At 57.6% G+C, this 22,100-nt stretch carries 25 protein-coding genes, 1 tRNA gene and 1 other RNA gene; 10 read left to right on the top strand and 17 right to left on the bottom strand.

Annotated features, from left to right (window positions below; all coding sequences use genetic code 11):
* Window positions 1-95: 95 nt before the first annotated feature.
* The 4 genes from BM347_RS07365 to BM347_RS07350 form a co-directional block, all read right to left on the bottom strand.
* Window positions 96-365 (bottom strand): DksA/TraR family C4-type zinc finger protein, encoded by a 270-nt coding sequence (locus BM347_RS07365; protein ID WP_093915784.1) that lies wholly within the window; start codon window positions 363-365, stop codon window positions 96-98.
* A gap of 28 nt (window positions 366-393) precedes the next feature.
* Window positions 394-1,356: a Gfo/Idh/MocA family protein gene (locus BM347_RS07360; protein WP_093915783.1), complete on the bottom strand. Its 963-nt coding sequence runs from the start codon at window positions 1,354-1,356 to the stop codon at window positions 394-396.
* 119 nt (window positions 1,357-1,475) lie between these two features.
* Entirely contained in the window at window positions 1,476-2,372 is an 897-nt protein-coding gene (gene rpoH, locus BM347_RS07355) for an RNA polymerase sigma factor RpoH (protein WP_093915782.1), read from the bottom strand.
* Between the two features lie 175 nt (window positions 2,373-2,547).
* The gene (locus tag BM347_RS07350; protein ID WP_093915781.1) at window positions 2,548-3,582 is read right to left on the bottom strand and encodes an RluA family pseudouridine synthase; all 1,035 of its coding nucleotides are present in this window, start codon (window positions 3,580-3,582) and stop codon (window positions 2,548-2,550) included.
* On the opposite strand from BM347_RS07350, the gene BM347_RS07345 reads away from it, so the two are divergent.
* Window positions 3,581-3,868 (top strand): DUF6476 family protein, encoded by a 288-nt coding sequence (locus BM347_RS07345; protein WP_093915780.1) that lies wholly within the window; start codon window positions 3,581-3,583, stop codon window positions 3,866-3,868. The two genes, BM347_RS07350 and BM347_RS07345, sit on opposite strands and share 2 nt — an antisense overlap.
* A gap of 27 nt (window positions 3,869-3,895) precedes the next feature.
* On the opposite strand, the gene BM347_RS07340 is transcribed toward BM347_RS07345, so the two are convergent.
* Window positions 3,896-3,972, bottom strand: a tRNA-His gene (locus BM347_RS07340).
* Between the two features lie 147 nt (window positions 3,973-4,119).
* Between BM347_RS07340 and BM347_RS07335 the strand changes: the two genes are divergently transcribed.
* The gene (locus BM347_RS07335) at window positions 4,120-4,320 is read left to right on the top strand and encodes a DUF6324 family protein (protein ID WP_093915779.1); all 201 of its coding nucleotides are present in this window, start codon (window positions 4,120-4,122) and stop codon (window positions 4,318-4,320) included.
* Window positions 4,321-4,405: 85 nt separating this feature from the next.
* Here BM347_RS07335 and BM347_RS07330 read toward each other — a convergent pair whose 3' ends face one another.
* Window positions 4,406-4,864: an MmcB family DNA repair protein gene (locus BM347_RS07330; RefSeq protein ID WP_093915778.1), complete on the bottom strand. Its 459-nt coding sequence runs from the start codon at window positions 4,862-4,864 to the stop codon at window positions 4,406-4,408.
* 106 nt (window positions 4,865-4,970) lie between these two features.
* On the opposite strand from BM347_RS07330, the gene BM347_RS07325 reads away from it, so the two are divergent.
* The 3 genes from BM347_RS07325 (at window position 4,971) to ssrS (ending at window position 7,222) form a co-directional block, all read left to right on the top strand.
* Entirely contained in the window at window positions 4,971-6,257 is a 1,287-nt protein-coding gene (locus BM347_RS07325; protein ID WP_093915777.1) for a hypothetical protein, read from the top strand.
* Window positions 6,254-7,021 (top strand): COG3904 family protein, encoded by a 768-nt coding sequence (locus BM347_RS07320; protein ID WP_093915776.1) that lies wholly within the window; start codon window positions 6,254-6,256, stop codon window positions 7,019-7,021. The genes BM347_RS07325 and BM347_RS07320 overlap by 4 nt, the downstream gene beginning before the upstream one ends.
* 47 nt (window positions 7,022-7,068) lie before the next feature.
* Window positions 7,069-7,222: non-coding RNA, 6S RNA (gene ssrS, locus BM347_RS07315), on the top strand.
* Between the two features lie 53 nt (window positions 7,223-7,275).
* On the opposite strand, the gene nusB is transcribed toward ssrS, so the two are convergent.
* The 5 genes from nusB to BM347_RS07290 form a co-directional block, all read right to left on the bottom strand.
* Window positions 7,276-7,755 (bottom strand): transcription antitermination factor NusB, encoded by a 480-nt coding sequence (gene nusB, locus BM347_RS07310; RefSeq protein ID WP_093915775.1) that lies wholly within the window; start codon window positions 7,753-7,755, stop codon window positions 7,276-7,278.
* On the bottom strand, window positions 7,752-8,300 hold the full coding sequence (locus BM347_RS07305) for a 6,7-dimethyl-8-ribityllumazine synthase (RefSeq protein WP_093915774.1): 549 nt from the start codon (window positions 8,298-8,300) through the stop codon (window positions 7,752-7,754). The genes nusB and BM347_RS07305 overlap by 4 nt, the downstream gene beginning before the upstream one ends.
* A gap of 5 nt (window positions 8,301-8,305) precedes the next feature.
* Window positions 8,306-9,430: a 3,4-dihydroxy-2-butanone-4-phosphate synthase gene (gene ribB, locus BM347_RS07300; protein ID WP_093916089.1), complete on the bottom strand. Its 1,125-nt coding sequence runs from the start codon at window positions 9,428-9,430 to the stop codon at window positions 8,306-8,308.
* A gap of 139 nt (window positions 9,431-9,569) precedes the next feature.
* Window positions 9,570-10,145 carry a hypothetical protein gene (locus tag BM347_RS07295; protein ID WP_093915773.1) on the bottom strand — a complete coding sequence of 192 codons (576 nt, stop codon included), beginning with the start codon at window positions 10,143-10,145 and terminating at the stop codon, window positions 9,570-9,572.
* Complete coding sequence (locus tag BM347_RS07290; RefSeq protein WP_093915772.1) at window positions 10,142-10,729, bottom strand: riboflavin synthase; 588 nt, start codon at window positions 10,727-10,729, stop codon at window positions 10,142-10,144. Before BM347_RS07290 ends, BM347_RS07295 begins: the two co-directional genes overlap by 4 nt.
* Window positions 10,730-10,859: 130 nt before the next feature.
* Between BM347_RS07290 and BM347_RS07285 the strand changes: the two genes are divergently transcribed.
* From BM347_RS07285 to BM347_RS07275, 3 genes are all read left to right on the top strand, one after another.
* Window positions 10,860-12,152, top strand: a complete 1,293-nt coding sequence (locus BM347_RS07285; RefSeq protein WP_093915771.1) for a capsule biosynthesis protein — start codon at window positions 10,860-10,862, stop codon at window positions 12,150-12,152.
* 117 nt (window positions 12,153-12,269) lie between these two features.
* Complete coding sequence (locus BM347_RS07280; protein ID WP_093915770.1) at window positions 12,270-13,406, top strand: polysaccharide biosynthesis/export family protein; 1,137 nt, start codon at window positions 12,270-12,272, stop codon at window positions 13,404-13,406.
* Between the two features lie 8 nt (window positions 13,407-13,414).
* Complete coding sequence (locus BM347_RS07275) at window positions 13,415-15,451, top strand: capsular polysaccharide biosynthesis protein (RefSeq protein ID WP_093915769.1); 2,037 nt, start codon at window positions 13,415-13,417, stop codon at window positions 15,449-15,451.
* 92 nt (window positions 15,452-15,543) lie between these two features.
* On the opposite strand, the gene ribD is transcribed toward BM347_RS07275, so the two are convergent.
* Both ribD and nrdR read right to left on the bottom strand, forming a co-directional pair.
* Window positions 15,544-16,614 carry a bifunctional diaminohydroxyphosphoribosylaminopyrimidine deaminase/5-amino-6-(5-phosphoribosylamino)uracil reductase RibD gene (ribD, locus tag BM347_RS07270; RefSeq protein WP_093916088.1) on the bottom strand — a complete coding sequence of 357 codons (1,071 nt, stop codon included), beginning with the start codon at window positions 16,612-16,614 and terminating at the stop codon, window positions 15,544-15,546.
* Window positions 16,615-16,637: 23 nt separating this feature from the next.
* On the bottom strand, window positions 16,638-17,105 hold the full coding sequence (gene nrdR / locus BM347_RS07265; RefSeq protein ID WP_093915768.1) for a transcriptional regulator NrdR: 468 nt from the start codon (window positions 17,103-17,105) through the stop codon (window positions 16,638-16,640).
* 194 nt (window positions 17,106-17,299) lie between these two features.
* Here nrdR and BM347_RS07260 point away from each other — a divergent pair, with 194 nt between their 5' ends.
* A complete protein-coding gene (locus tag BM347_RS07260; protein ID WP_093915767.1) occupies window positions 17,300-17,971 on the top strand; it encodes an SDR family oxidoreductase in 672 nt (223 codons plus the stop codon).
* A gap of 9 nt (window positions 17,972-17,980) precedes the next feature.
* Here the strand turns inward: BM347_RS07260 and BM347_RS07255 are convergent, their stop codons facing one another.
* From BM347_RS07255 to BM347_RS07245, 3 genes are read right to left on the bottom strand one after another with little or no spacing between them, the layout of a single operon-like run.
* Entirely contained in the window at window positions 17,981-18,397 is a 417-nt protein-coding gene (locus BM347_RS07255; protein WP_093915766.1) for a secondary thiamine-phosphate synthase enzyme YjbQ, read from the bottom strand.
* Between the two features lie 42 nt (window positions 18,398-18,439).
* Window positions 18,440-18,838: a hypothetical protein gene (locus BM347_RS07250; RefSeq protein ID WP_093916087.1), complete on the bottom strand. Its 399-nt coding sequence runs from the start codon at window positions 18,836-18,838 to the stop codon at window positions 18,440-18,442.
* A gap of 15 nt (window positions 18,839-18,853) precedes the next feature.
* Window positions 18,854-19,264, bottom strand: a complete 411-nt coding sequence (locus tag BM347_RS07245; RefSeq protein ID WP_093915765.1) for a hypothetical protein — start codon at window positions 19,262-19,264, stop codon at window positions 18,854-18,856.
* 307 nt (window positions 19,265-19,571) lie between these two features.
* Here BM347_RS07245 and BM347_RS07240 point away from each other — a divergent pair, with 307 nt between their 5' ends.
* The gene (locus tag BM347_RS07240) at window positions 19,572-19,988 is read left to right on the top strand and encodes an MOSC domain-containing protein (protein WP_281247846.1); all 417 of its coding nucleotides are present in this window, start codon (window positions 19,572-19,574) and stop codon (window positions 19,986-19,988) included.
* An 86-nt stretch (window positions 19,989-20,074) separates the two neighbouring features.
* On the opposite strand, the gene rpoD is transcribed toward BM347_RS07240, so the two are convergent.
* A complete protein-coding gene (gene rpoD / locus BM347_RS07235) occupies window positions 20,075-22,054 on the bottom strand; it encodes an RNA polymerase sigma factor RpoD (protein ID WP_093915764.1) in 1,980 nt (659 codons plus the stop codon).
* Window positions 22,055-22,100 lie beyond the last annotated feature (46 nt).

Below are 22,100 nucleotides of genomic sequence, written 5' to 3'. Positions count from 1 at the left end.
GAAGAATGCCTTCGGCGAGGTTTTTTTTCCATTTGGGAATAAAGACATGAATTAATGAACGGGCCTTTGATGTATCAGAGGCCCGTTTTTTCGTCTTACTTCAATTGGCTGTCTTTACTGCCACGGCGATTTATTCCGCCGCGTGTTTCGGGGCGGTTGTCGCGTTCATTCACGCAATCAATGCAAAGTTTGACACCTGGCAGTGCCGCGCGCCGGGCTTCGGGAATGGGTTCTTCGCATTCGGCACAGTGGGTGCGGCTTTCGCCCTGCGGTAGCTTGCGCGCCTTGAGACGGGCCAGCTCGTCGTTGATCGACGCCTCGATCTGTTCGCTTACCGCGCCGTCTTTTGCCCAGCCTCCTGCCATTTTACACGTCCTCTCACATTATCGCTGCCTAGCGTGCCGCATAGGCCATATCGATCATTGCTTGTGTGCCTTTGCTGAATTCAAGCGGGCACGGATAGGCCGCGCCTGTCGTGACCGAGCGGCCAAAAGCTTCAACCTGTTCAATATAATGATTTGTCCCGGGAAAACGTTCCGTGGTGATTGTATTCTTTTCTGTCTCTAGATGCAGTTCTGCCTGCGAATGCACTGTCGGATTGAACGGGCAAGTCAGGCGCAAGACCCCTTTCTCACCGTGAACGACGACTTCTTGGCGGGGGAACATCCGCATAGACACCGTTGCGGAATAGCCGAAACCGTCAAACTCTGCGGCCACCTGGGCAAAGACATCAACGCCGTTTTCATAGTCGATTTTCGCATAAGGGATCGAGAGCGGCTCCTGCCCCGTCAAAAACCGTGCGGAACCGAAGGTATAGATGCCGATATCGGGCAATCCGCCGCCGCCTGCCTCGGGTTTGTTGCGGATGTTATCTAAATCCCCGTTATAAAATGAGAATGTCGCACCCACATGGCGCACGCGGCCGATGGTGCCGGCCGCGATGATGTCACGGGCGCGGATCATTTGCGGGTGGTGGACGATCATAAACGCCTCGGCCGCGAGCAGGCCCGACGCGTCGCGCGCAGTGATCAATTGGTCAAATTCCGACGCCTGCATCGTCATCGGCTTCTCGCAGAGCACATGCTTTCCCGCCTCTAGCGCCTTGAGGGTCCATTCGACATGCATGTGGTTGGGCAGCGGTATGTAGACCGCGTCGATGTCCGGATCATTCAGCAGCGCGTTATAGTCGGAATAGACATTAATGTCGGGGGCGAAAGTTTTGAAACGTGACGCTTTATCCGAGCTAGACGTGGCGAGCCCTGCAAGACGTGCGCCCCGCGCGGCATGGATCGCGGGCCCCATATGTTCGCAGGCAAAATTCGCCGCGCCGATGATGCCCCAGTTCAATGTTTTCATGTCCAGCCTCCTGTTTTGACGCAGTTTAGGCAGGATCTACGGCCAAGACGAGGGGAGAATGAAAACCCCCGCAATAGCCGGGGCTATGCGGGGATGATTTTTCGACACGGATGGGCGCGTTATGCGTTTGCCATCATGCCTTTTTCGCGGGCCAGCTCACGCATGCGCTGTTGCAGCTTCTCAAATGCGCGCACTTCGATTTGGCGGATACGTTCGCGGCTGACGTCATACTGACTGCTCAGATCTTCGAGCGTGATGGTTTCATCGGAAAGGCGGCGCTGTGTCAGAATGTCCTTTTCGCGGTCATTCAGCACATCCAATGCCTCGGCCAACATCTCGCGGCGGGTTTCCAGCTCGTCACGTTCGGCGTAATCGCCGGCTTGATCGGCATCTTCATCCTCGAGCCAATCCTGCCATTGCATTGTGCCTTCGCCCTCGGACCCGACGGTCGCGTTCAGCGAGGCATCGCCGCCCGACATACGACGGTTCATCGAGATGACTTCGGTTTCGGTCACGCCAAGGTCGGTCGCAATACGCTTCACGTTTTCGGGGCGCATGTCGCCCTCTTCCAGCGCACCAATGCGGTTTTTTGCTTTGCGCAGGTTAAAGAACAGTTTCTTTTGGCCCGAGGTGGTGCCGAGTTTGACCAAGCTCCACGAGCGCAAGATATACTCCTGGATCGAGGCGCGAATCCACCACATGGCATAAGTCGCCAAACGGAAACCTTTTTCGGGATCAAACCGTTTGACGGCTTGCATCAGACCCACGTTGGCTTCCGAGATCACCTCGGCCTGAGGCAACCCATAGCCGCGATAGCCCATGGCGATTTTCGCCGCCAAGCGCAGGTGAGATGTGACCATCTTATGCGCAGCTTCGGTGTCTTGCTCTTCAACCCAACGTTTGGCGAGCATGTATTCTTCTTCTGGTTCCAACAGCGGAAATTTGCGGATTTCCTGCATGTAGCGGTTTAAACCGCCCTCTGGTGTTGGAGCTGGCAGATTTGCGTAATTAGCCATTTTCTTGTCCCTTTCCCTAGTTTTAGGGGCCCATGTTATTGGGCTTAACATAGATATGGAGAGCGCCAACACTGATTTCAAGGGCTCTCTACCGTCAGTTTACTAATATGGCGTTAATCTTAATGAAGGAAAGCTTAGCCTGGTATGCTCACGCGGACGTGCAATTTGTGACCAATTACGCCTGCGCAAGCCCGACCAGTTCCAGCAGCTCCATCATATCGGGCGGCAGAGGGGATTCAAACCGGACCAACTCGGCTGTCACAGGATGTTCAAACCCCAAAACAGCGGCATGCAAGGCCTGACGCGGAAAGGCCCGTACGGCGTCGGACGCAATCTCTGGCAAGGCAGCTTTGGGGAGTTTGCGTTTGCCGCCATAGGTTTGATCGCCAACCAACGAATGCCCAGCATGGGCCATATGTACCCTGATCTGATGGGTCCGCCCGGTTTCCAGCCAACATTCCATCAGCGCCAGAACAGGGGGATTCCCAAACCGGTTGATCGTCCGTGCCCGCGTAACAGCATGGCGGCCACCTTGGAACAACACCGCCTGACGCTGCCGATCGGTGCGGTGGCGGGCCAGCTGGGTGGTCACCTTGAGGATATTGCCTGGCTCAAAGCTAGCCCCTTTGACGCCGCGCAGACGCGGATCATTGGCATCGGGCACACCGTAAACAAGCGCCTGATAATAACGTTCCACCGTGTGTTTTTCGAATTGTTTGGCAAGCCCGTGATGGGCCGCGTCAGATTTCGCCACCACCAGCAGACCCGATGTGTCCTTGTCGATGCGGTGCACAATACCGGGGCGTTTCATACCGCCAACGCCAGACAGATCATCACCACAATGGGCCAGCAGGGCATTAACCAAGGTGCCCGAGGGGCTGCCGGGGGCGGGATGCACGACCATGCCCGCAGGTTTATTGATCACGATCAGATCAGAATCCTCAAAGATCACATCCAGCGGGATGGATTCGGGAGCGATGTGGCTTTCCTCGGCCTCTTCCACTTCGATGGTGATTTCCTGCCCTTCCATGACGCGTGCGCGGGGGTCTGTTACAACAAAGCTGTCGATTTGCACGGCCCCCTCGGTGATCAGCCGCAGCAAACGGGTGCGTGACAGGTTCGCATCCTCTGGCACATCGCGGGCAAGCGCCTTATCAAGGCGCGGCGGCGGTGTGTCCGCGATGACAAAGCTGATACGGCGGTGCGACATGACTGATCCTTCCGAGCCCCCAAACATCAAATTCCTGCGGAGACTGGTGACGGTGCTGACCGCCACAATGATTTGCGGCCTTCTAGTCGTGATTGGCCTGCTTGTCATCCGCTTCTCAAGCAAAGCACCAGATTTACCGAGTGTGATTACGCTGCCAAGCGGCGAAAAGGCGACTGCATTCACCCAAGGCCCCGATTGGTATGCCATTGTGACACAGGGCAATCAGATTTTGATATTCGACCGAACGAGCGGGAATTTACGACAAACCATCGATATCGATGAGTAGGGTCAGTATTAAATGGCTGGGGGGTGATGGTACCACCTCCTGGTCTCGAACCAGGGACCTCCTGATCCACAATCAGGCGCTCTAACCAACTGAGCTAAGGCGGCACTTGCGCCGATCTAACGTCCAAGCAAAAAGATTGCAATACCCTAAGACGTGGGAATTTGATTTGTTCGGGTTCATGGCCCATTTGGCCAAACTTGCCTTTCATCTGTACCCGCGCTAGGGCTGGCGACAACATTTCGGAGGGACCTATGGGTATCGACACTGAACGCGACATCGAAGCAAATCTGCAAATCGGACCGACCGATGCGGGCATGGTCCGGCTTTTTGTAGAGGCTGAAGGTGGCATTGAGATTCCGATGGATTTCACGCCTGATGAGGCGGTCGAGATCGCCGAAGAGATCATGGCAGCGGCCCACCGCGCAGGCAAAGCTGGCAAGAAAAAGCGTTAAGAGCTTTGACGCGGGGATAAGGGGGCCAGCCCCCACCGCGCCAAGGCGCGGCCCCCCGGGATTTAAATCCATTTGGAATTCAAGATCAGTCCCAATGCTGGGCCATGTGTGGATCGCGCAAGTGGTGGAGTCTGCGCGCGGCGTGGGTTGCGAACCTATGGGTCATGGCCTTGCGGCGGGCGGCGGCAAGACGGGTTTCCGCGCCCATGCGCAGCATTTCGGCACCGTAGCCATCCGCTATGATAAGGCCAGAGTGCTCCGGCAGTAGGTCCGTGTCGAATTCTGCATCAACGGCCCAGAAAAAGCGGTCTGCCCATTCAAGATAGCCCTGCCATTTGCTGTCAGTCAAGAAATCAACGCGGCTGGATTTACATTCGACGATCCAGATATCGCCCTTAGGACCGAGTGCCATAACATCGACGCGCAGGCCCCGTGTGGGGACCAGTTCCTCTACGCAGACAAAGCCGAGGGAAGACAGGTGGCGGGCCACGCCGCGGGCCAGAATCTGGCCGGGCTGAAGTTGTTTGGTGTCGTCGAGCATCATGACATCAACTATGAACAATAGGTGAACATGAGGCAAGGTCTGACCTTGTTTCTTGGTAATCTTGATGTGCCGCCCTATCTTAGGACCCTGAGATAGGGGACGATCCATGACAGATGAAACAACCGGCACGTCGGGGAACCAGCGTGGCGCGCGCTATGCTCTCGAGCTTGAGGGCCACTTGCGTTGGCTCGACACATTTTCTGGCACGGCTTTGGGCGTTCTGGCGGTGGCATCGGGGATTTACACCTACCTAGGGGTGTCGTCTTTGCTGGATGACAATGGCGCGATGTCGGCCTTTGCGGCAATCGCCTATTCCATTGCGGTATCCGTCGGCATCTTTGTGTTCTGGTCCTATATGCTACGTCTGTTCCCAGCGGTGCGCAGTGCGCGAGCGCGTGCCGGATTATTGGGGGCGATGGGGCTGGGGTCTTTCGCGATCATCGCGATGTCCAGCTGGCTGAATGCGGCGGCCCTTGCCGGATCGGCAGCGGTTGAGCAGCATCTGGCCGTCACGGTTCAGGAATATCAGGGGTCGCTGGAACGCGCCCACGAGATCGCCCTGTCCGCCCAAGGGTTGGAGCGTGACGTGACCCGCGTGCGCCAAAGCTTTGAAGACCTGAGCGAGCAGGAAGCCAGCGGCGGGCTGTCCGGTCTGGCCGGGCGCGGCGCTGTGTTTCGTGTGCTGCGGCAGAAATCATCCGAACTTGCCGGACTTGAGGCGCAGATCGCCACACAAACCCCGCTGGTCGAAGCCGCTTTTACCGAAGGCAATCAACTACTTAGCCGCATGCGTGCCCTGACGGTTGAGCCTGGCCCCGTAGAGGCACGGTCGGTCGAGTTTTCAGAGCAAGCCGTGCGGCTTGCCGGTTTGATCACGCAGTTGCGCCAGCTTTCGGTCGCCTCGCTGGTGGAGCGTGCAGCACAGGATTTGTCGGCCTCGGTTGTCCTTCCGGAACTGGATGGCAGTTCGGAAGAACAGCGCGGCAATCAGGCGTCCACCATCACATCGGTGCTTGAGGTCCTGGCCCAACGCGCCACCACATTGGAACGCGCCGCCCAAGCGGTACTCGCCATGCCACCACCGACCGAGACCACCTATACCCCGATCTCCAGCGCCGATGCGGTGATTAAATATGCGCGCAACTTTGTGCCATCCTGGGCCGGGGCCATTGCGATTGATCTCTTGCCGGCCGTGTTGGTTTTCATCCTTGCCATTACCCAAGGCGCGATCCGCGAGGGGCGCGAAGGCACATCCATCGAGGAAACCCTGACGCTGGCCGAACTGCGCGCCGCCGTACATGCAATGCGCGAGGTAGACGCGGAGTTGAAGGGGGCGGTGGAAATCGCCGAGGCTGACAGTCCGACACGTATCACGTCTTTGAAATCAACATGAGCGACACAGCAGACACGCCCAAACGCAACCCGATTGGCAGGGTGCTGGCGTGGGTTTTGATCTTTCAACTGGGGCTGGCGGCGTTGCTGTTTTGGGGCGACCTGCGTGACGGGTTGAGCCTGCCCAGCTTTGGCCCGCACGCGCCAGAGCTGACTGAACCCGTGCGCCCCGGTGACCAAACAAGGCGTTTCCGCCCTGACCGCGCACCGCCCGGCGGTCGACCCATGCCATCGTCGCCCCTGCCCGACCGGTTGACGCTGACAGTTGTTGAAGGCGGGCAAAGGGCGCTACTGGAAGGTGCCATTTTGCCGGGCGACGCCGAACGGATCGAGAAACAACTGACCGAGCTTGATCCCAAACCGCAAGGTGTGATCCTGAATTCCCCGGGTGGGTCAATACAAGACGCGCTGTTGCTGGGCCGTTATCTGCGCGATGCCGATCTGACGACGGCCTTGCGGTCTGGCGACATCTGTTATTCCGCCTGCCCCTATCTGCTGGCCGCAGGCATCGATCGCTCCATCCCTGATGATGCGTCAGTGGGCGTTCACCAACATTACTTCGGCGAAAGCACGCTGCTGCCAGCCTTTGTCGCGGTCGAGGACATCCAGCGCGGTCAGGGCGAGGTGATGGCGTATCTGGATGACATGGGCATCGATCCGCTGGTCATGCAGCACGCATTGGTCACACCGCCCAATGAAATCTATGTGCTGCTGCCGCAAGAACTGGAACGCTACCGTTTTATAGAAAAACCGGACGGCAGCTAAGATAGCCCCTTGTCGCGAGGCCAGCGCGGGCCTACCTGTTGGCTGTGACGGTTCTGCCCTGTTTGTAAAAGTTACATTCCAGTGGCCTTAAGCAAATCCGAGGGAGCTGGCTCTGTTCGAACCCTGGTTCTTTTACCTGGCGCCCACCTGTACATACAGGTCCTCGGGAATATACAACGGTACGGCAGTGGTGGTTCCGTCACACTTTGCAAGCGCGCTCAACGCGCGACAGCACCAGATTTCGTGAAATTCATTTAGAACGCTTCGGGACGCGCTTCTCGGGCCATGTGATCCAGAACCGCATTCACAAATTTCGGCTCATCGCTGCCTTCAAAGAACGCACGAGCTACGTCTACGTATTCGGTGATCACGACCTTTGGTGGTGTATCCTGATCGCGCAACTCGGCCCCCGCCGCACGGAACAAAGCGCGCAAGGTTGGGTCGATGCGGGCAATCGGCCATTTCGCGACCAAAGCGCGGTCTGTCATCTGGTCAATCGCCGCTTGGTCGTTCACTGCCGTCTCAAGCACCTGAGAGAAATGACGGATATCGCCGTCAATCATTTCCTCGCCATCGTAGGTCGCCCCGAACCGGTGGTTCAGGAACTCTACCTTCACGGTGTCATAGCTTTGCGATGAATGTTCCATCTGGAACAGCGCCTGCACCGCATAAAGCCGCGAGGCTGATTTCATCTTGCGTTTTTGATTGCCCGAAAGGCCGGCGGTGGGTGTCATGCTGTCTTGGGTCCGTCATTGTCGCCCGCCATCAGATATTCATCCGAGCGCGGCTTGAAACCGATGTCTTTGCGAATTTCGCCCCACTTACGGGCGAGCGCGATCAGATGCAAGGCCGCAGCCGCAGCGCCACCCCCCTTGTTTTGCCCGGCAGGATCGGCCCGGACCGCCGCCTGTTCGTGATCTTCCACGGTTAGGATGCCATTACCGATGCACAGCCCCTGTAGGCCCAGCAATTGCAAGGCGCGGCTGCTGTCATTGCACACGGTTTCGTAATGGGTGGTTTCCCCACGGATCACGCAGCCAAGGGCGACATAGCCGTCAAAGTTGCTTTTGCGGTCAGAGATGCCAATGGCGGTGGGAATTTCCAACGCACCCGGCATTTCAACCACATCCCATTCAACACCCGCAGCTTCCAATTCGGCCTTGGCCCCTTTTAGCAACCCATCCGCAATGTCGGAATAATAGGGCGATAGCACGATCAAAACCTTAACGGGCTTATCAAACTGCGGCGTCGCCAATGTGGTGTGGTTTGTAGCTACCATTGGGGTTACTCCGTTGTGATGGGGCGCGTGCCCACGATGCTTAGATCGTAAGCGTCCAGCCCCAGATAGCGCGTGTCAGGGTTGTCCGTCAGCAAGACCAGTTTATGCAACCCAAGCGTCGCCATGATCTGCGAACCAAGACCGGTGCGTTTGATGGTGCGCGGGCGTTCGTCTTCCTCGTCCTCAAACCGCAGGCGTGGATCGGGGTCACGGAACAGCAGTACGGCACCGCGTCCCTCGTCTGCGATGATTTGCATCGCGCGGGGCAATTCATCTGCGGGGCTTGGACCAAGGCCCAAGATATCCTCAAGCGCGTTAATAGCGTGGGTGCGCACCAAGACAGGTTCACCCGTGGTCAAATCGCCCTTAGACAATACCACGTGATCGGTGCCGCTGATCTCATCGGTAAAGATTTGCATCTTCCAGTCGCCGCCATAGGCCGAGGTCACGGTGCGGCTGGTGCGCTCGACCAGCAGGTTGTCGTGCTTGTGGCGATAGGCGATCAAATCGCTGATCGTGCCCATCTTCATGTCGTGCTTTTTGCAGAACTCAACCAGATCCGGCAGCCGTGCCATGGTGCCGTCTTCCTTCATGATCTCGCAAATCACGCCCGACGGGTGCAGCCCCGCAAGCCGCGAGATATCCACCGCAGCCTCTGTATGGCCCGCGCGCACCAGCACGCCACCATCGCGCGCGCGCAAAGGAAATACATGCCCAGGTGTGGCGATATCAGCAGGGCCAATATCCTCATCAATCGCCGCCTTCACAGTCAACGCGCGGTCAGCGGCTGAAATGCCGGTGGACACCCCCTCGCGGGCCTCGATGGACACGGTGAATGCAGTCTCGTGGCGGGCCGAGTTATTGACCGCCATCATCGGCAATCCCAGCTTTTCGATCCGCTTCTCGGTCAGCGGCAAACAGATCAAACCGCGCCCGTGGGTGGCCATGAAATTAATCGCGGCCGCATCGGCAAACTGCGCAGGGATCACCAGATCGCCCTCGTTCTCACGGTCTTCATGATCGACCAGAATAAACATCCGGCCCTTGCGGGCCTCTTCGATGATCTCTTCGATGGGAGAGATGGCCGATGACAATTCAGTTTCAACCGGGCCGGGCGTTTCAAATTGCATGGGGCATTCCTCTTGTGTCGCGTGTTCTGGCACATAGCCCACCACAGGTGACATTTCTAGAGCATGCACACCAACGCCCCTGCTTCATTTTGCCAAATAAACTCAATTCCGCCGCGTACCGTGCACGCAGATGCCCGCGCTAGGCCCCTGCCCCGAAATAACGCCCCGCCTCAAGATATCCGGCAGCCTTACTTGCGGCGGACCAGTCGCGTTCAATCGCCGTGTCGCCGATGATCAGCACTTGATCGCCAGCCAGCTTGCGGCCCTGTACCGCATCATTCAGATGATCGCGCATGTCGGACCAGCTATCGGTGAACTTGGGTGCCTGATCGACGAAATCCAGTGCGGGGTTGGCGCGGCTGATCATTTCTGGAGCAAGCGGGCGATGCACCAACGCCAGCTTTTGCGCCCCTTGAACCGCGTTCAACACATCAGCCTGACGCACAGGCATTTGCGGCGCATCGGCGCGCACCACCCGCAACGCATTGTTCGAAAACAGCAGCGCCAGAATATCACGCCCCGTGGCCTGACGGATTGCCGCGTAGGCCTTGTAGTCCAACCCCAATTCACGCGCCCGTTTGACGCGCATCTTTACCACCATCAGCGGGATCGTCTTTGGCATCGCCGCTTCGCGGGCCTTTTGCCATTGGAAGCTGCGCCACTTATGGCCCCCCTCCATGCTGGGACCGTTGTTATGACCGATCCCCGCGCTCATGACATTTCCGCCAACCGCGCGACGTAGCGCGCCAGCGTATCAATCTCGAGGTTGATGCGGTCTCCAACCTTCACATCGCCCCATGTCGTCACGTCTTTGGTGTGGGGGATAAAGTTGATGCCGAAATCACAGCCGTTCACCTCATTCACCGTCAGGGACGTACCGTTCAGCGCAACCGATCCTTTGGGCGCGATGAACCGCGCAAGGGCAAGCGGGGCGCGCAGGGTAACACGGGTGCTGTCACCTTCATCCTGCATCCCGATCACCTCGGCCACGCCATCGACATGGCCCGATACGATATGCCCGCCCAGCTCATCCCCGACCTTCAACGCCCGTTCCAAGTTCACCCGCCGCCCCAACTTCCAATCGCCAAGATTGGTTTTCTCGACGGTTTCGGCGCTAATCTGTACCTCGTACCAATTGGGCCCAAGATCCACGACCGTCAGGCAAACCCCGTCGCTGGCGATGGATGCGCCCATATCGATCCCGCTTGTGTCATATCCGGTCTCTATGCGCGCACGCAGGTCGCCTTCTTGCGTAAGCGTTGCGATTTTTCCGACGTCTGTGATAATTCCTGTAAACATGCGCAGCCCTTTTTGTACCCTATAAGGAGTTAGCCCCCCGCCACGACCATGACAAGTCCGCGCCCGCGCCCCATTTTAGCCCCAATTGAATGAATATACCCTCGTTAACCAAATTGAACCGAAAGCAGAGATGAATTCCGCCCCTTCAGATCATAGGGTTTTCTTGTTCTTGCAAGGCCCCCATGGCCCCTTCTTTAACAGATTGGGGAAAATGCTCCGGCTTGCCGGGGCCGAGGTATGGCGCGTGGGATTTAATGCAGGCGATCAGGCTTTTTGGTTTCATCCGGCCAGCTATATCCCGTTTCGGGGTAAGGCGGAGGCCTGGAAAGACACCTTTGTTGGACTGCTCGCCGACAAAGGTGTCACCGATATTGTACTATACGGCGACACCCGCCCGATCCATGCGCAGGCCGCGGCCGAGGCCAAAGCCCGTGGGTTGACGGTACATGTATTCGAGGAAGGCTATATGCGGCCCTATTGGGTCACCTACGAACGCGGCGGGGCGAACGGCAATTCACGTCTGATGGACATGACCATCGAACAGATGCAAACCGCGTTGGCCAATTCCGATATGGAGGCCCCGTTGCCGCCCGGCCATTGGGGCGACATGCGCCAGCATGTGTTCTATGGCGCGCTATATCACTGGTTCATTCTGGCGCGGAACGGCAAGTACCGTAATTTCCGCCCCCACCGCAGCATCCCTGTAACCAAAGAGTTCAGCCTGTATATCCAGCGGTTGCTCCTGATGCCTATACTGGCCTTGGACCGGCTGATTTCAACGATGCGCATTCGTTTGGGCGGCTTCCCTTATCATCTGGCCCTGTTGCAGCTGGAACATGACAGCTCGTTTCAAGAGCATTCCACATTCGATACGATGCCAGATTTCCTGCGTCTCGTGTTGGATGAATTCGCGAGCGGCGCGCCGCGTCATCACCATCTGGTGGTCAAGGCACATCCGCTGGAAGACGGCCGCGCAGCAGTGCGCCGCAACCTCAAACAGATCGCCCGCGAATTGGGCATATCAGACCGCGTGCATTACGTGCGTGGCGGCAAGCTGGCGCAGCTGTTGAACGACGCGCGCACGGCGGTGACGGTGAATTCGACCGCAGGCCAGCAGGTTCTATGGCGGGGGATCCCGCTCAAGGTGTTTGGCCGTGCTGTCTATGCCAAGCCGGAATTTGTATCTGATCAACCGTTAAGCGAATTCTTTGCAGCTCCCGCGCGCCCGGACAACAAGGCCTACAAGGACTATCGTCGCTATCTGTTGGAAACCTCTCAACTCCCCGGCGGGTTCTATGCCGCGCGCGCGCGGACCCAGTTGCTACGTCAAGTGGTCGATATGATGCTGGCCGCTCACGACCCCTATGACGCACTGGAACAGGGCACCGCGGCCCCTCGGCAACAGTTGCGCGCTGTAACTTAAACCGCTCCGTTCCAAACAGTAGCTTTTTAATCCAAACTGCGATAAGTTGTCCCAAATTACGCCGAAACAATCGGTGAACTTGAGGCAGAATTTGAAATAGGTCGAGGAGACCGGGCAGTGAAATCCGTATCTTTTCGGTGGGCGCGTCCCATCGCAGTTCTTGTGGCAACGGCGGTGATATCTTCATGTGGCTTGCCCCAACTTGGCCCGAATAAACGTCAGATATTTTCCGGTTCAGTGCAGCGTGAAGGTGACGCATTCATTGTAGAAGTGAATGATCGCGTGACTCGCGCCACTGCCGTAACCCCTGCCTTGGGATTTAACCAAGCCTTTATCAACGCAGGGAAAATCGGATCGGACACGATCAATGCCGGTGATACGCTGGGCCTGACGATCTGGGAAAACGTCGATGACGGGCTATTGGCCAACGAGGCCAGCAACGCAACCTTGCTCGAAGAAGTTCAAGTCGACGGGGCGGGTTTTATCTTTGTGCCCTATGCCGGGCGCATCAAGGCGTCAGGCAATTCCCCCGAAGCCATCCGCCGTATCATCACCGAACGCCTGTCCGAACAAACACCTGATCCGCAGGTTCAGGTGCGCCGTCTTGCAGGCGATGGCACAACCGTATCGCTGATCGGGGCCGTGGGCGCCCAAGGCGTCTATGCGATTGAGCGTCCAACGCGGACGTTGTCGACCATGCTGGCGCGCGCCGGCGGTGTGTCGATCACACCGGAAATCGCCCAGATCACCGTTCTGCGGGGCGGGCATCGCGGCAAAATTTGGTTCGAAGACCTGTATGAGCACCCCGAGCTGGACATCGCCCTACGTGGCGGGGACCGTATTCTGGTCGAGGAAGACACACGTTCGTTCACCGCACTGGGGGCTACCGGTTCCCAACAAAGGGTGCCATTTGAATCGCAAAACCTGTCCGCCCTCGAAGCGATTGCGCAGGTCGGGGGCCTGAACCCACGCTCGGCTGATCCAACCGGTGTCTTCGTGTTCCGCAACGAACCCCAAGAGGTCGTCGCACAGGTTCTGGGCCGCAACGATCTGCAAGGGGCACAACGGCTGATTTACGTGTTGAACCTGACCAAGCCCAACGGCATGTTCATGGCCCGCGACTTTGTGATCCGCGATAGCGACACGCTCTATGTGACCGAAGCGCCGTTTACCCAGTGGACCAAGGTGATCTCCTCCATCACTGGCCCTGCAGGCTCGATCAACGCGCTCAGCAGTCTCGCCTCGAGCGACTGATCGCAAAAATGGCTTTAGGGCCTGAGATATATGACAGCCCCGCCGCCGGACCTGACAAGGGCCGGCGGCTTTTTGTGTATAATGGCGGATTTCTGCGGCAGAAACGGCTGCGGCGGATTTTGCAGCTATCGGGATATTCCATTCATCTTGGCCTGCCACGACAAGGGGACGCCGTCGCGGTTTGGGGCAATTCCCCGACGGCCCATCGCGGTCTTGCGGTGGCTGCAAAACGTGGTGCCCCCGTCTTACGCATTGAGGATGCGATGCTGCGCTCGCTGTTTCCCGGCCGCGCGGGCGAGCTGCCCTTGGGGCTGCTGATCGATAGCAAAGCCGCCCATTTTGATCCGTCCCGCCCGTCTGATCTGGAAACCTTGCTGGCCAGTCATCCGTTGGATGATACGGCGTTGTTGAACCGCGCGCGCGGCTGCATTGCCCGCATGATCGAGGCGCATCTTACCAAATACACCGGCTTTGACGCAAATCGGCCCGCACCCGACCCCGGCTATGTGCTGGTGATCGACCAGACGCGCGGCGACGCGTCGGTGACGGCATCCGGCGCAGACCGGTCGCGGTTTTTGGAAATGCTGGTTTTTGCCCAGCAGGAAAACCCCGGTGCACGCATTATCATCAAAACCCACCCAGAGACGACCAAAGGCTACCGTGTGGGACATTTCAGGCCAGAAGATACCAATGATCAGATCACACTGCTAACGGACCCGATCAGCCCCTGGGCGCTGTTTGAAGGGGCTGTTGGCGTCTATACGGTGTCGTCGCAAATGGGTTTCGAAGCGATTTTTGCCGGCCATAAACCGCGCGTGTTTGGACAGCCGTTTTATGCGGGCTGGGGCCTGACGGATGACGAATTTCCCGTACAGCGCCGTCAACGCACACTTACCCGCGCCCAGATTTTTGCGGCGGCGATGATTTTATATCCCACATGGTATGACCCGCACCGCGACCAGCTTTGCGATCTGGAAACAGCCATCGAAACACTGGCAGCACAAACCCGCGCTTGGCGCGAGGATCACAACGGCTGGACCGCCTCTGCCATGCGGCTGTGGAAACGCCGGCCCCTGCAACGCTTCTTTGGTGCGTGGTCGCCAGTCGTGTTCCACGATGATCCAGTCCGCGCACGCAAGGCAGGTAAGCCTTGGATGGTTTGGGCTGGCAAAGCGGGTAGTGATCACGAAGGGGCAATTCGGGTCGAAGACGGGTTCTTGCGCTCGCGCGGGCTGGGGGCCGATCTGGTACCCCCCCTATCGTTGGTGTGTGACGATCTGGGCATTTACTATGATCCCCACCAGCCCAGTCGGCTGGAAAAATGGATCGAGACACGGCAAAAAATGCGGCCCGACCAACAGCTGCACGCCGAGCGTCTGATCGCTGCCTTGCGCACCAGCGGAGCGAGCAAATATAACCTCGGCGGCGCGGCTGGTCTTGAGAAAATCCCCAAGGGGTACCGCATTCTGGTGCCGGGTCAGGTCGAAGATGACGCATCGATCAGAACAGGGGCGGGTGCGGTGTCGACCAATCTGGCGCTGCTACAAGCAGTACGCGCAGTGCATCCCAATGCCGTGATAGTGTACAAACCCCATCCTGACGTCGAAGCCGGTCTGCGCAACGGGGCTGTTGATGCCACCGGTCTTGCTGATGTTGTGCTAAGGCATGCTGATCCCATTGCAGCACTTACCCATGTTGATGAGGTTTGGACTATGACCTCGCTTTTGGGGTTCGAGGCCCTGCTAAGGGGCATCAAGGTCGTCACATTGGGCGCGCCGTTCTATGCGGGCTGGGGGCTGACTGATGACCGCGGAGAGGTGCCAACGCGCCGCCGAGCAAAAGTAACGTTAGAAGGCCTCGTTCACGCGACGTTGATCGATTACCCGCGATATTTCGATCCGCGCACAGGCAGCGCCTGCTCGGTTGAGGTGGTATTGGAGCGGATCAGTGACGGAGATATCCCGCATCCCGGCGTGGCAAACCGGCTACTGGCCAAGCTGCAAGGTGCGCTGGCCAGCAGATCACATCTGTGGCGTAGGGGCTGAGCACTGGACTGTGGGCCAGCCCCCAGAAGGAACGCGCGGTTGGGGGCCAGCCCCCAAACCCCCGGGATTTAGGACCATTTGGAAGATAAGGGTTAAGCGCGGTCCCAGATGTGTAGCACGTCAGGGCCGATGGTTTGAGCTGAGTGGAGTTTGAAGCGTGGGGCGGAAGCAAGGCGGGATATGCCAAGCGGGCCGATTGCGGGTATGCCGTCAGAACCGATCGCGACCCCTGCGGTAAAACCGATGAGACGGTCGACCAGCCCCGCATTGAGCAAGCTGGCAGCAAGGCCGCCGCCGCCTTCGCAGAAGATACGGGTCAGCCCGTGGTTGCCGAGGTTCTGTAGCACGTCATGCGGGTCAAGTTGCCCCGCGCTGATCGCACAAGGCAGCAGGGTCGCCCCGATGCCCTGCCATGCCTTGACCAATTGCGGGTCAGCACTGGGCGCATGACACAGGAGCAGCGGAATTTGTGATGCTGTTTGCGCAAGTTTACCGCCCAAGGGCAGATCAAGATGCTTGCTGATCACGATGCGCGCCGGCTGGCGGGATATGCCAAGGTCGCGGACGGTGAGGCTGGGATCATCCTTGCGCGCTGTACCGCCGCCCACCATCACCGCGTCATGGCGCGCGCGCATGGCATGCACCAATCTGCGCGCTGGCGCAGCAGTGATCCACTGGCTATCCCCTGTCGCGGTCGCGATGCGCCCGTCAAAGCTGCTTGCCAGCTTTAGTGTCACCATAGGGCGGCCTTGATCTACCTTTGAGAAGAAGCCGAGATGATCCGCGCGGGCCTGATCCTCCCACAGGCCGATTTCGACCTGGATGCCAGCAGCTTCCAGCATCGCAATCCCTTGGCCGCTGACACGCGGGTCGCTATCGGTGCAGGCAATGACCACGCGCGCAATCTGCGCATCAATCAAAGCTTGCGAACAGGGCGGGGTTTTTCCCGTGTGTGAGCAAGGCTCAAGCGTGACATAGGCAGTTGCACCCTTGGCGGCACGACCCGCCTGGCGCAACGCTTCGGTTTCGGCATGGGGACGCCCGCCGGGCTTGGTCCAGCCGCGCCCCACGATACGGGTGCCTTGCACGATGACACAGCCCACGGCGGGATTGGGCCAAACCGCCCCTTCCCCCCGCTTGCCCAACGACAGGGCAAGCGCCATAAATCGAGTGTCGGCTGCGGTTGTCACTCTTCTGACGGAACGTCGGGACGCAATTCCTGCACGAATTTATCGAAATCATCCGCCGCTTGGAAGTTTTTGTAAACGCTCGCGAAACGCACATAGGCAACGGTGTCGATGCGGGCCAAAGCCTCCATCACGATTTCACCGATCTGCTTAGATCCTATGTCCGTTTCGCCCATGCTTTCCAGACGCCGTACAATGCCGGAAATCATCTGGTCGATCCGCTCGGGTTCAATCGGGCGTTTTTGCATCGAAATGCGAATGGAGCGTTCAAGTTTGTCACGGTCAAAGTCTTCGCGTTTGCCTGACGTTTTGATGACCACCAGATCGCGCAGTTGCACACGTTCATAGGTCGTAAAACGGCCACCACAGGCCGGGCAAAACCGGCGACGGCGAATGGATACGTGATCCTCTGCCGGACGGCTGTCTTTGACTTGGGTATCTATATTTCCGCAAAACGGGCAGCGCATTGCCGTCCCCCTCTATATTCTAATCCGCCTCAATAGTGGGGCTGCTCGCCCTCTTGTCTAGAACTATAGGATACCCGCAGAGTTTTGGGTAGGGGCGAAATGCAACGCTAGATGTTGTGCTTTGAAAAGTGGCATGAACCCAACAGCGTGCCCGTGCGTTGGCCCCGGAACGACACAGAATTCAGGAGACGATCATGACCAAGACCCTCTTTATTACTGGCGCATCCAGCGGCATCGGTGCCGCAACAGCCAAGGCTGCCGCAGCCGCTGGTTGGAACGTCGGATTGTTCGCGCGCAGCGAGGATAAGCTGAACAAACTGGTGAATGAAATCGGCGCGCAAGCGATTGCCTTGCCCGGCGATGCAACATCTTATCAGGCTCAAAAGGATGCGTTGACCAAACTGGCCGACAAGTTTGGCCAAGTGGACGCCGCGTTTGCAAACGCGGGTCGTGGCACGGTGCAAGGCGGCACGGAAAAGGGCGATCCCGAAGATTGGAAATCCATGGTCGACCTGAACGTGATGGGCGCGCTTTATACCGCCCATGCAGCCATGCCACATCTGCGCAAGACGACCGGCCAATACATCGTCACCGGCTCCGCGGCGGGACGTCGTCATATCAAAGGGTCGATCTATGGCGCGACCAAATTCTTTATCCACGGCTTCGCAGGCAATCTGGCGGATGAGATGGCCGAATGGGGTGGCCGCTGCATGGTGGTATCCCCCGGCATGGTGAACACGCCATTCTTTGATGAGGCCAAGCCAGACAAGCTGCAACCCGATGATGTGGCATCGGCTGTCATGCACGCGCTTGAGGCCCCTGCCCATGCTGCCGTGCGTGAAATTCACCTGATGCCGGTGGGGTAATGCCGTAATCTAAGACGCCGCAAAATGTGCTGCGACGCGCCTGACATGAGGTGCGTCGCGGTGTTCGAACAGATAGATACCCTGCCACGTGCCCAGCATCATCACCCCTGCTTGAACCGGGATCGACAAACTGATGGGTAGCATCGCTGCCTTGATATGGGCTGGCATGTCATCGTGTCCTTCCAGAGTGTGTGTCAGGTACGACATCGACGGATCATCGCCGCGCGGAACGGCACGGTTAAAGAACGCCAGCAAGTCGCGCTGCACATCCGGATCGGCATTTTCCTGTATCAACAAGGACGCAGAGGTATGACGTACCATCAGCGTCAGCAGCCCGTCTGACGGACCGTTTAACCATCTGGCCACGTCACCTGTGAACTCATACAGGCCCTGCCCTCGGCTGGTGATCTGAAACTCGGCAATCATTTATGCAGCTTAGGCGCGCAATCTGGTACAGACAACCACCGGTCAGCGGCTGGGAAGGTACAGATCAGGACAGAACGACAATGCATGCCCAACAGACAGCCGCGATCCCTGTCGGTTAAGCGATGGGCCGACGATCAAAACTTCCACCGGCGTCAAACCGGTTGGATCAAGCGTAAATGACACGGCGTTAGGGTGGCCAAGCCCGCGAATGCGCGGCTCACTAACGTAGAGATCTTGGTCGCTCCTTGCGCCAAGCTCATCACGTGCATAATCCGCAGCAGCACACCAAATGCCGCCCGCACCATTGCCCGTGTCACCTTCGATCCGGACACCGTTTTCGAGTGGCGTGAATACCAGCCGGCCGTTTGCCGGATACCTTTGGGCCGCCAAAGGGCCCGCCATCACCGAGGCGATGACGACTGCTGCTATATTGCGTTTCATAACAGGCTTCATCCCTTACAGGTCGTGCAATTCAATAATGTAATCTTTGCAATACTGGATGCTATGCCCGATGGTCAGACCAATGCTTTGTTGATCAACGCTAATGGAATAAGATTTCCGTGGCGGGCTTGGCAGATCGTTTGGGTCAGTTGTGAAAACAACACCGGTGGGACCCGCACCACTGACCGACGGGCCACGTGGGGTTTTGATATACATCCGTGTTGAATTGGTTAGCCCAAGGCGGTCCTGCGCGTAGCTTGCGGCGGCACACCAAATACCGCTCGGGCCTTCGCCCCGTGCCTCGATCACCTCAAAGCTTGATCCGCCAAGTGGAATAACATTCAAGCGGTTGATCGCCTCGTAGCTCTGCGCATAGGCGGTAAAAGGCACGGTGACACAGATAACGGCAGCAAGAATTGAACGCATTTGAATTTCTCCTGTTCAGCGGCTGTATTGCTAAGGTAGTGCCGCGTTGCAAATAGCAAAATCACAGCTCGGTGACTGGTGTCTTGCTGTTACTGAGGGGCTGATTGGGCCCTGTTTGACATCCTGTGGTGCGACAGAGAGTGTTCGCATATTCTGTTTAAAATCGATCGGAGACGCCTTGTTGACCAGAAGAGTTATTGCCGTCGCGCGGGATAGCGTTCATCGCTTCTCCAAAAGAGTAGTGCCTGAAATACGTGTTATAGACGGGTTAGGCGTCGAAGGTGATGCTCACCTTGGTGAGACTGTAATGCATCTCTCTCGCGTCGCAATTGATCCAACGCAACCCAACCTTCGGCAAGTCCACTTGATCCATTCAGAACTGTTCGACGAGGTCGCCGGAAAAGGATTTACCCTTCATCCTGCGGATCTTGGGGAGAACATTACGACCGTCGGCATCGATCTGCTGGCGCTCCCGCGGGGGACCATCTTGCGCCTTGGCGAGACGGTAGAGCTTGAAGTGACGGGCCTCAGAAACCCTTGCCACCAGATCAATGACTTTCAACCGGGGCTTCTGTCCGCCGTGTTGTGGAAGGGTGAGAGCGGTGAGGTCGTGCGAAAGTCCGGCATCATGACGGTGGTTAAGAAGGGAGGGATCGTAAAGGCAGGGGATTTTATCCAGTCCGTTCACCCCGAAAAACCCTATCTGCCGCTTGAAAGGGTCTGATACCCAGAACGTAAGCAGGTGGCTGCACAACGCAAAAGGGGCGAGGTAATGACCCCGCCCCTTACGCAAAATACTGAAATGCAGCTTTACTGATCCAGGAACGACCGCAGCTTGCGCGAGCGGCTTGGGTGCTTAAGCTTGCGTAACGCCTTGGCTTCGATCTGGCGAATACGTTCGCGCGTAACGCTGAACTGTTGGCCCACTTCTTCGAGCGTGTGGTCAGTGTTCATACCGATACCAAACCGCATCCGCAGCACACGTTCCTCGCGTGGCGTCAGTGACGCCAGAACCCGCGTAGTCGTTTCCTTGAGGTTTTCCTGAATGGCACTGTCGAGCGGCAGCACGGCATTCTTGTCCTCGATGAAATCGCCCAACTGGCTGTCTTCTTCGTCGCCAATCGGTGTTTCCAGCGAAATCGGTTCCTTGGCGATTTTCATCACCTTGCGCACTTTTTCCAAAGGCATCTGCAGCTTTTCTGCCAATTCCTCGGGCGTTGGTTCGCGGCCGATCTCGTGCAGCATCTGACGGCCTGTGCGGACCAGTTTGTTGATCGTTTCGATCATGTGCACAGGAATACGGATGGTACGCGCCTGATCCGCGATGGACCGGGTGATTGCCTGACGGATCCACCATGTCGCATAGGTGCTGAATTTATAGCCGCGACGGTATTCGAACTTATCAACGGCCTTCATCAGGCCAATGTTACCTTCTTGAATAAGATCAAGGAATTGCAGGCCGCGGTTCGTGTATTTCTTGGCGATCGAGATAACCAGACGCAGGTTTGCCTCGACCATTTCTTTTTTGGCCTGACGCGCTTCTTTTTCGCCCTTCTGAACCTGCTGCACGATGCGGCGGAATTCAGAGATATCAAGACCAACGTACTGACCGACCTGGGCCATGTCAGCGCGCAGATCTTCTACCTTGTCCGAGGAGCGCTCAATGAACATCTGCCAGCCGCGACCGGTCTTCTCGGCCATCCGTTCCATCCAGTTCGGGTCAAGCTCGTAGCCGCGATAGTTGTCGACGAATTCCTTGCGGTTGATCCGTGCTTGGTCGGCAAGTTTCACCATCGCAGAGTCGATCTGCATGATGCGACGGTTGATGCCATAAAGCTGGTCAATCAATGCTTCGATACGGTTGTTGTGCAGGTGCAGCTCGTTCACCAGCAAAACGATTTCCGAGCGAACCTTTTGGTACTCTTCTTCGTCCTTCTTAGAAAACGTGCCGTCTTCATTCAGGGTCGCAGAAATCCGGCTGTCCTGAATTTCGCTAAGGCGAACATAATCGTCAGCGATGATATCCAGCGCCTCAAGCACTTGTGGCTTAAGCGCGGCTTCCATCGCGGCCAGCGACATGTTGGCTTGTTCATCTTCATCGTCGTCATCGTCATTTGCAATCGGGTTACCGTCTGCATCAACCTCACTGGTTTCTTCAACAGGCTTGGCCTCGGCTCCGGGGACGGCGGGGACAACCGGCGTGGTCTCTTCCTCGCCCATCTGGGTGCCAAATGTCGCCTCAAGATCGATCACATCGCGCAGCAAAATATCTTCGGACAAAAGTTCGTCACGCCAGATCGTAATCGCCTGGAATGTCAGCGGGCTTTCGCAAAGCCCCGCGATCATCGTGTTGCGACCTGCCTCGATCCGTTTGGCGATGGCAATCTCACCCTCACGACTCAGCAGTTCGACAGACCCCATTTCACGCAGATACATGCGCACGGGGTCATCGGTACGGTCCAGCTTTTCCGAGGTCGAAGCCGACAGCGTTACATCGCGGTTGCTGTCCGTGGTGGCAACATCGGTGCCGCCCTTGGCTTCTTCTTCCTCAGCGTCTTCGTCTTCAATAATGTTAATGCCCATTTCGGACAGCATCGACATCACGTCTTCGATTTGCTCCGAGCTAACTTGCTCGGGCGGCAAAACCGTGTTCAGCTGATCATAGGTGATATAGCCTTTTTCACGGGCGTCACCGATCATTTTCTTGACGGCAGCTTGGCTCATGTCGAGCGAGTGGCCGGCATCCTGATCGTCAGACTTCGCGTCTTCATTAGTATCTTTGGCGGCCATTAAGCTTCCTCCAGCGAACATACACGAATCACCTGAGGTGATTCGA

Source organism: Sulfitobacter marinus (assembly GCF_900116285.1).
GTDB lineage: Bacteria > Pseudomonadota > Alphaproteobacteria > Rhodobacterales > Rhodobacteraceae > Sulfitobacter > Sulfitobacter marinus.
Note: the sequence above shows the minus strand (reverse complement) of the source record. Positions and strands in the feature narration are given on the sequence as shown.

Excerpts from the sequence above, each read along its gene's own strand:
- BM347_RS07360 (WP_093915783.1), bottom strand. The coding sequence starts at position 1,356 with ATGAAAACATTGAACTGGGGCATCATCGGCGCGGCGAATTTTGCCTGC.
- BM347_RS07285 (WP_093915771.1), top strand. The coding sequence starts at position 10,860 with ATGAATTCCGCCCCTTCAGATCATAGGGTTTTCTTGTTCTTGCAAGGC.
- ribD (WP_093916088.1), bottom strand. The coding sequence starts at position 16,614 with ATGGCGCTTGCCCTGTCGTTGGGCAAGCGGGGGGAAGGGGCGGTTTGG.
- BM347_RS07305 (WP_093915774.1), bottom strand. The coding sequence starts at position 8,300 with ATGGTAGCTACAAACCACACCACATTGGCGACGCCGCAGTTTGATAAG.
- BM347_RS07350 (WP_093915781.1), bottom strand. The coding sequence starts at position 3,582 with ATGTCGCACCGCCGTATCAGCTTTGTCATCGCGGACACACCGCCGCCG.
- BM347_RS07260 (WP_093915767.1), top strand. The coding sequence starts at position 17,300 with ATGACCAAGACCCTCTTTATTACTGGCGCATCCAGCGGCATCGGTGCC.
- ribB (WP_093916089.1), bottom strand. The coding sequence starts at position 9,430 with ATGCAATTTGAAACGCCCGGCCCGGTTGAAACTGAATTGTCATCGGCC.
- nrdR (WP_093915768.1), bottom strand. The coding sequence starts at position 17,105 with ATGCGCTGCCCGTTTTGCGGAAATATAGATACCCAAGTCAAAGACAGC.
- BM347_RS07255 (WP_093915766.1), bottom strand. The coding sequence starts at position 18,397 with ATGATTGCCGAGTTTCAGATCACCAGCCGAGGGCAGGGCCTGTATGAG.
- BM347_RS07320 (WP_093915776.1), top strand. The coding sequence starts at position 6,254 with ATGAGCGACACAGCAGACACGCCCAAACGCAACCCGATTGGCAGGGTG.
- BM347_RS07240 (WP_281247846.1), top strand. The coding sequence starts at position 19,572 with ATGCATCTCTCTCGCGTCGCAATTGATCCAACGCAACCCAACCTTCGG.
- nusB (WP_093915775.1), bottom strand. The coding sequence starts at position 7,755 with ATGACACCCACCGCCGGCCTTTCGGGCAATCAAAAACGCAAGATGAAA.
- rpoD (WP_093915764.1), bottom strand. The coding sequence starts at position 22,054 with ATGGCCGCCAAAGATACTAATGAAGACGCGAAGTCTGACGATCAGGAT.
- BM347_RS07345 (WP_093915780.1), top strand. The coding sequence starts at position 3,581 with ATGACTGATCCTTCCGAGCCCCCAAACATCAAATTCCTGCGGAGACTG.
- BM347_RS07250 (WP_093916087.1), bottom strand. The coding sequence starts at position 18,838 with ATGAAACGCAATATAGCAGCAGTCGTCATCGCCTCGGTGATGGCGGGC.
- BM347_RS07330 (WP_093915778.1), bottom strand. The coding sequence starts at position 4,864 with ATGATGCTCGACGACACCAAACAACTTCAGCCCGGCCAGATTCTGGCC.
- BM347_RS07275 (WP_093915769.1), top strand. The coding sequence starts at position 13,415 with ATGGCTTTAGGGCCTGAGATATATGACAGCCCCGCCGCCGGACCTGAC.
- BM347_RS07325 (WP_093915777.1), top strand. The coding sequence starts at position 4,971 with ATGACAGATGAAACAACCGGCACGTCGGGGAACCAGCGTGGCGCGCGC.
- BM347_RS07365 (WP_093915784.1), bottom strand. The coding sequence starts at position 365 with ATGGCAGGAGGCTGGGCAAAAGACGGCGCGGTAAGCGAACAGATCGAG.
- BM347_RS07295 (WP_093915773.1), bottom strand. The coding sequence starts at position 10,145 with ATGAGCGCGGGGATCGGTCATAACAACGGTCCCAGCATGGAGGGGGGC.
- BM347_RS07245 (WP_093915765.1), bottom strand. The coding sequence starts at position 19,264 with ATGCGTTCAATTCTTGCTGCCGTTATCTGTGTCACCGTGCCTTTTACC.
- BM347_RS07290 (WP_093915772.1), bottom strand. The coding sequence starts at position 10,729 with ATGTTTACAGGAATTATCACAGACGTCGGAAAAATCGCAACGCTTACG.
- rpoH (WP_093915782.1), bottom strand. The coding sequence starts at position 2,372 with ATGGCTAATTACGCAAATCTGCCAGCTCCAACACCAGAGGGCGGTTTA.
- BM347_RS07335 (WP_093915779.1), top strand. The coding sequence starts at position 4,120 with ATGGGTATCGACACTGAACGCGACATCGAAGCAAATCTGCAAATCGGA.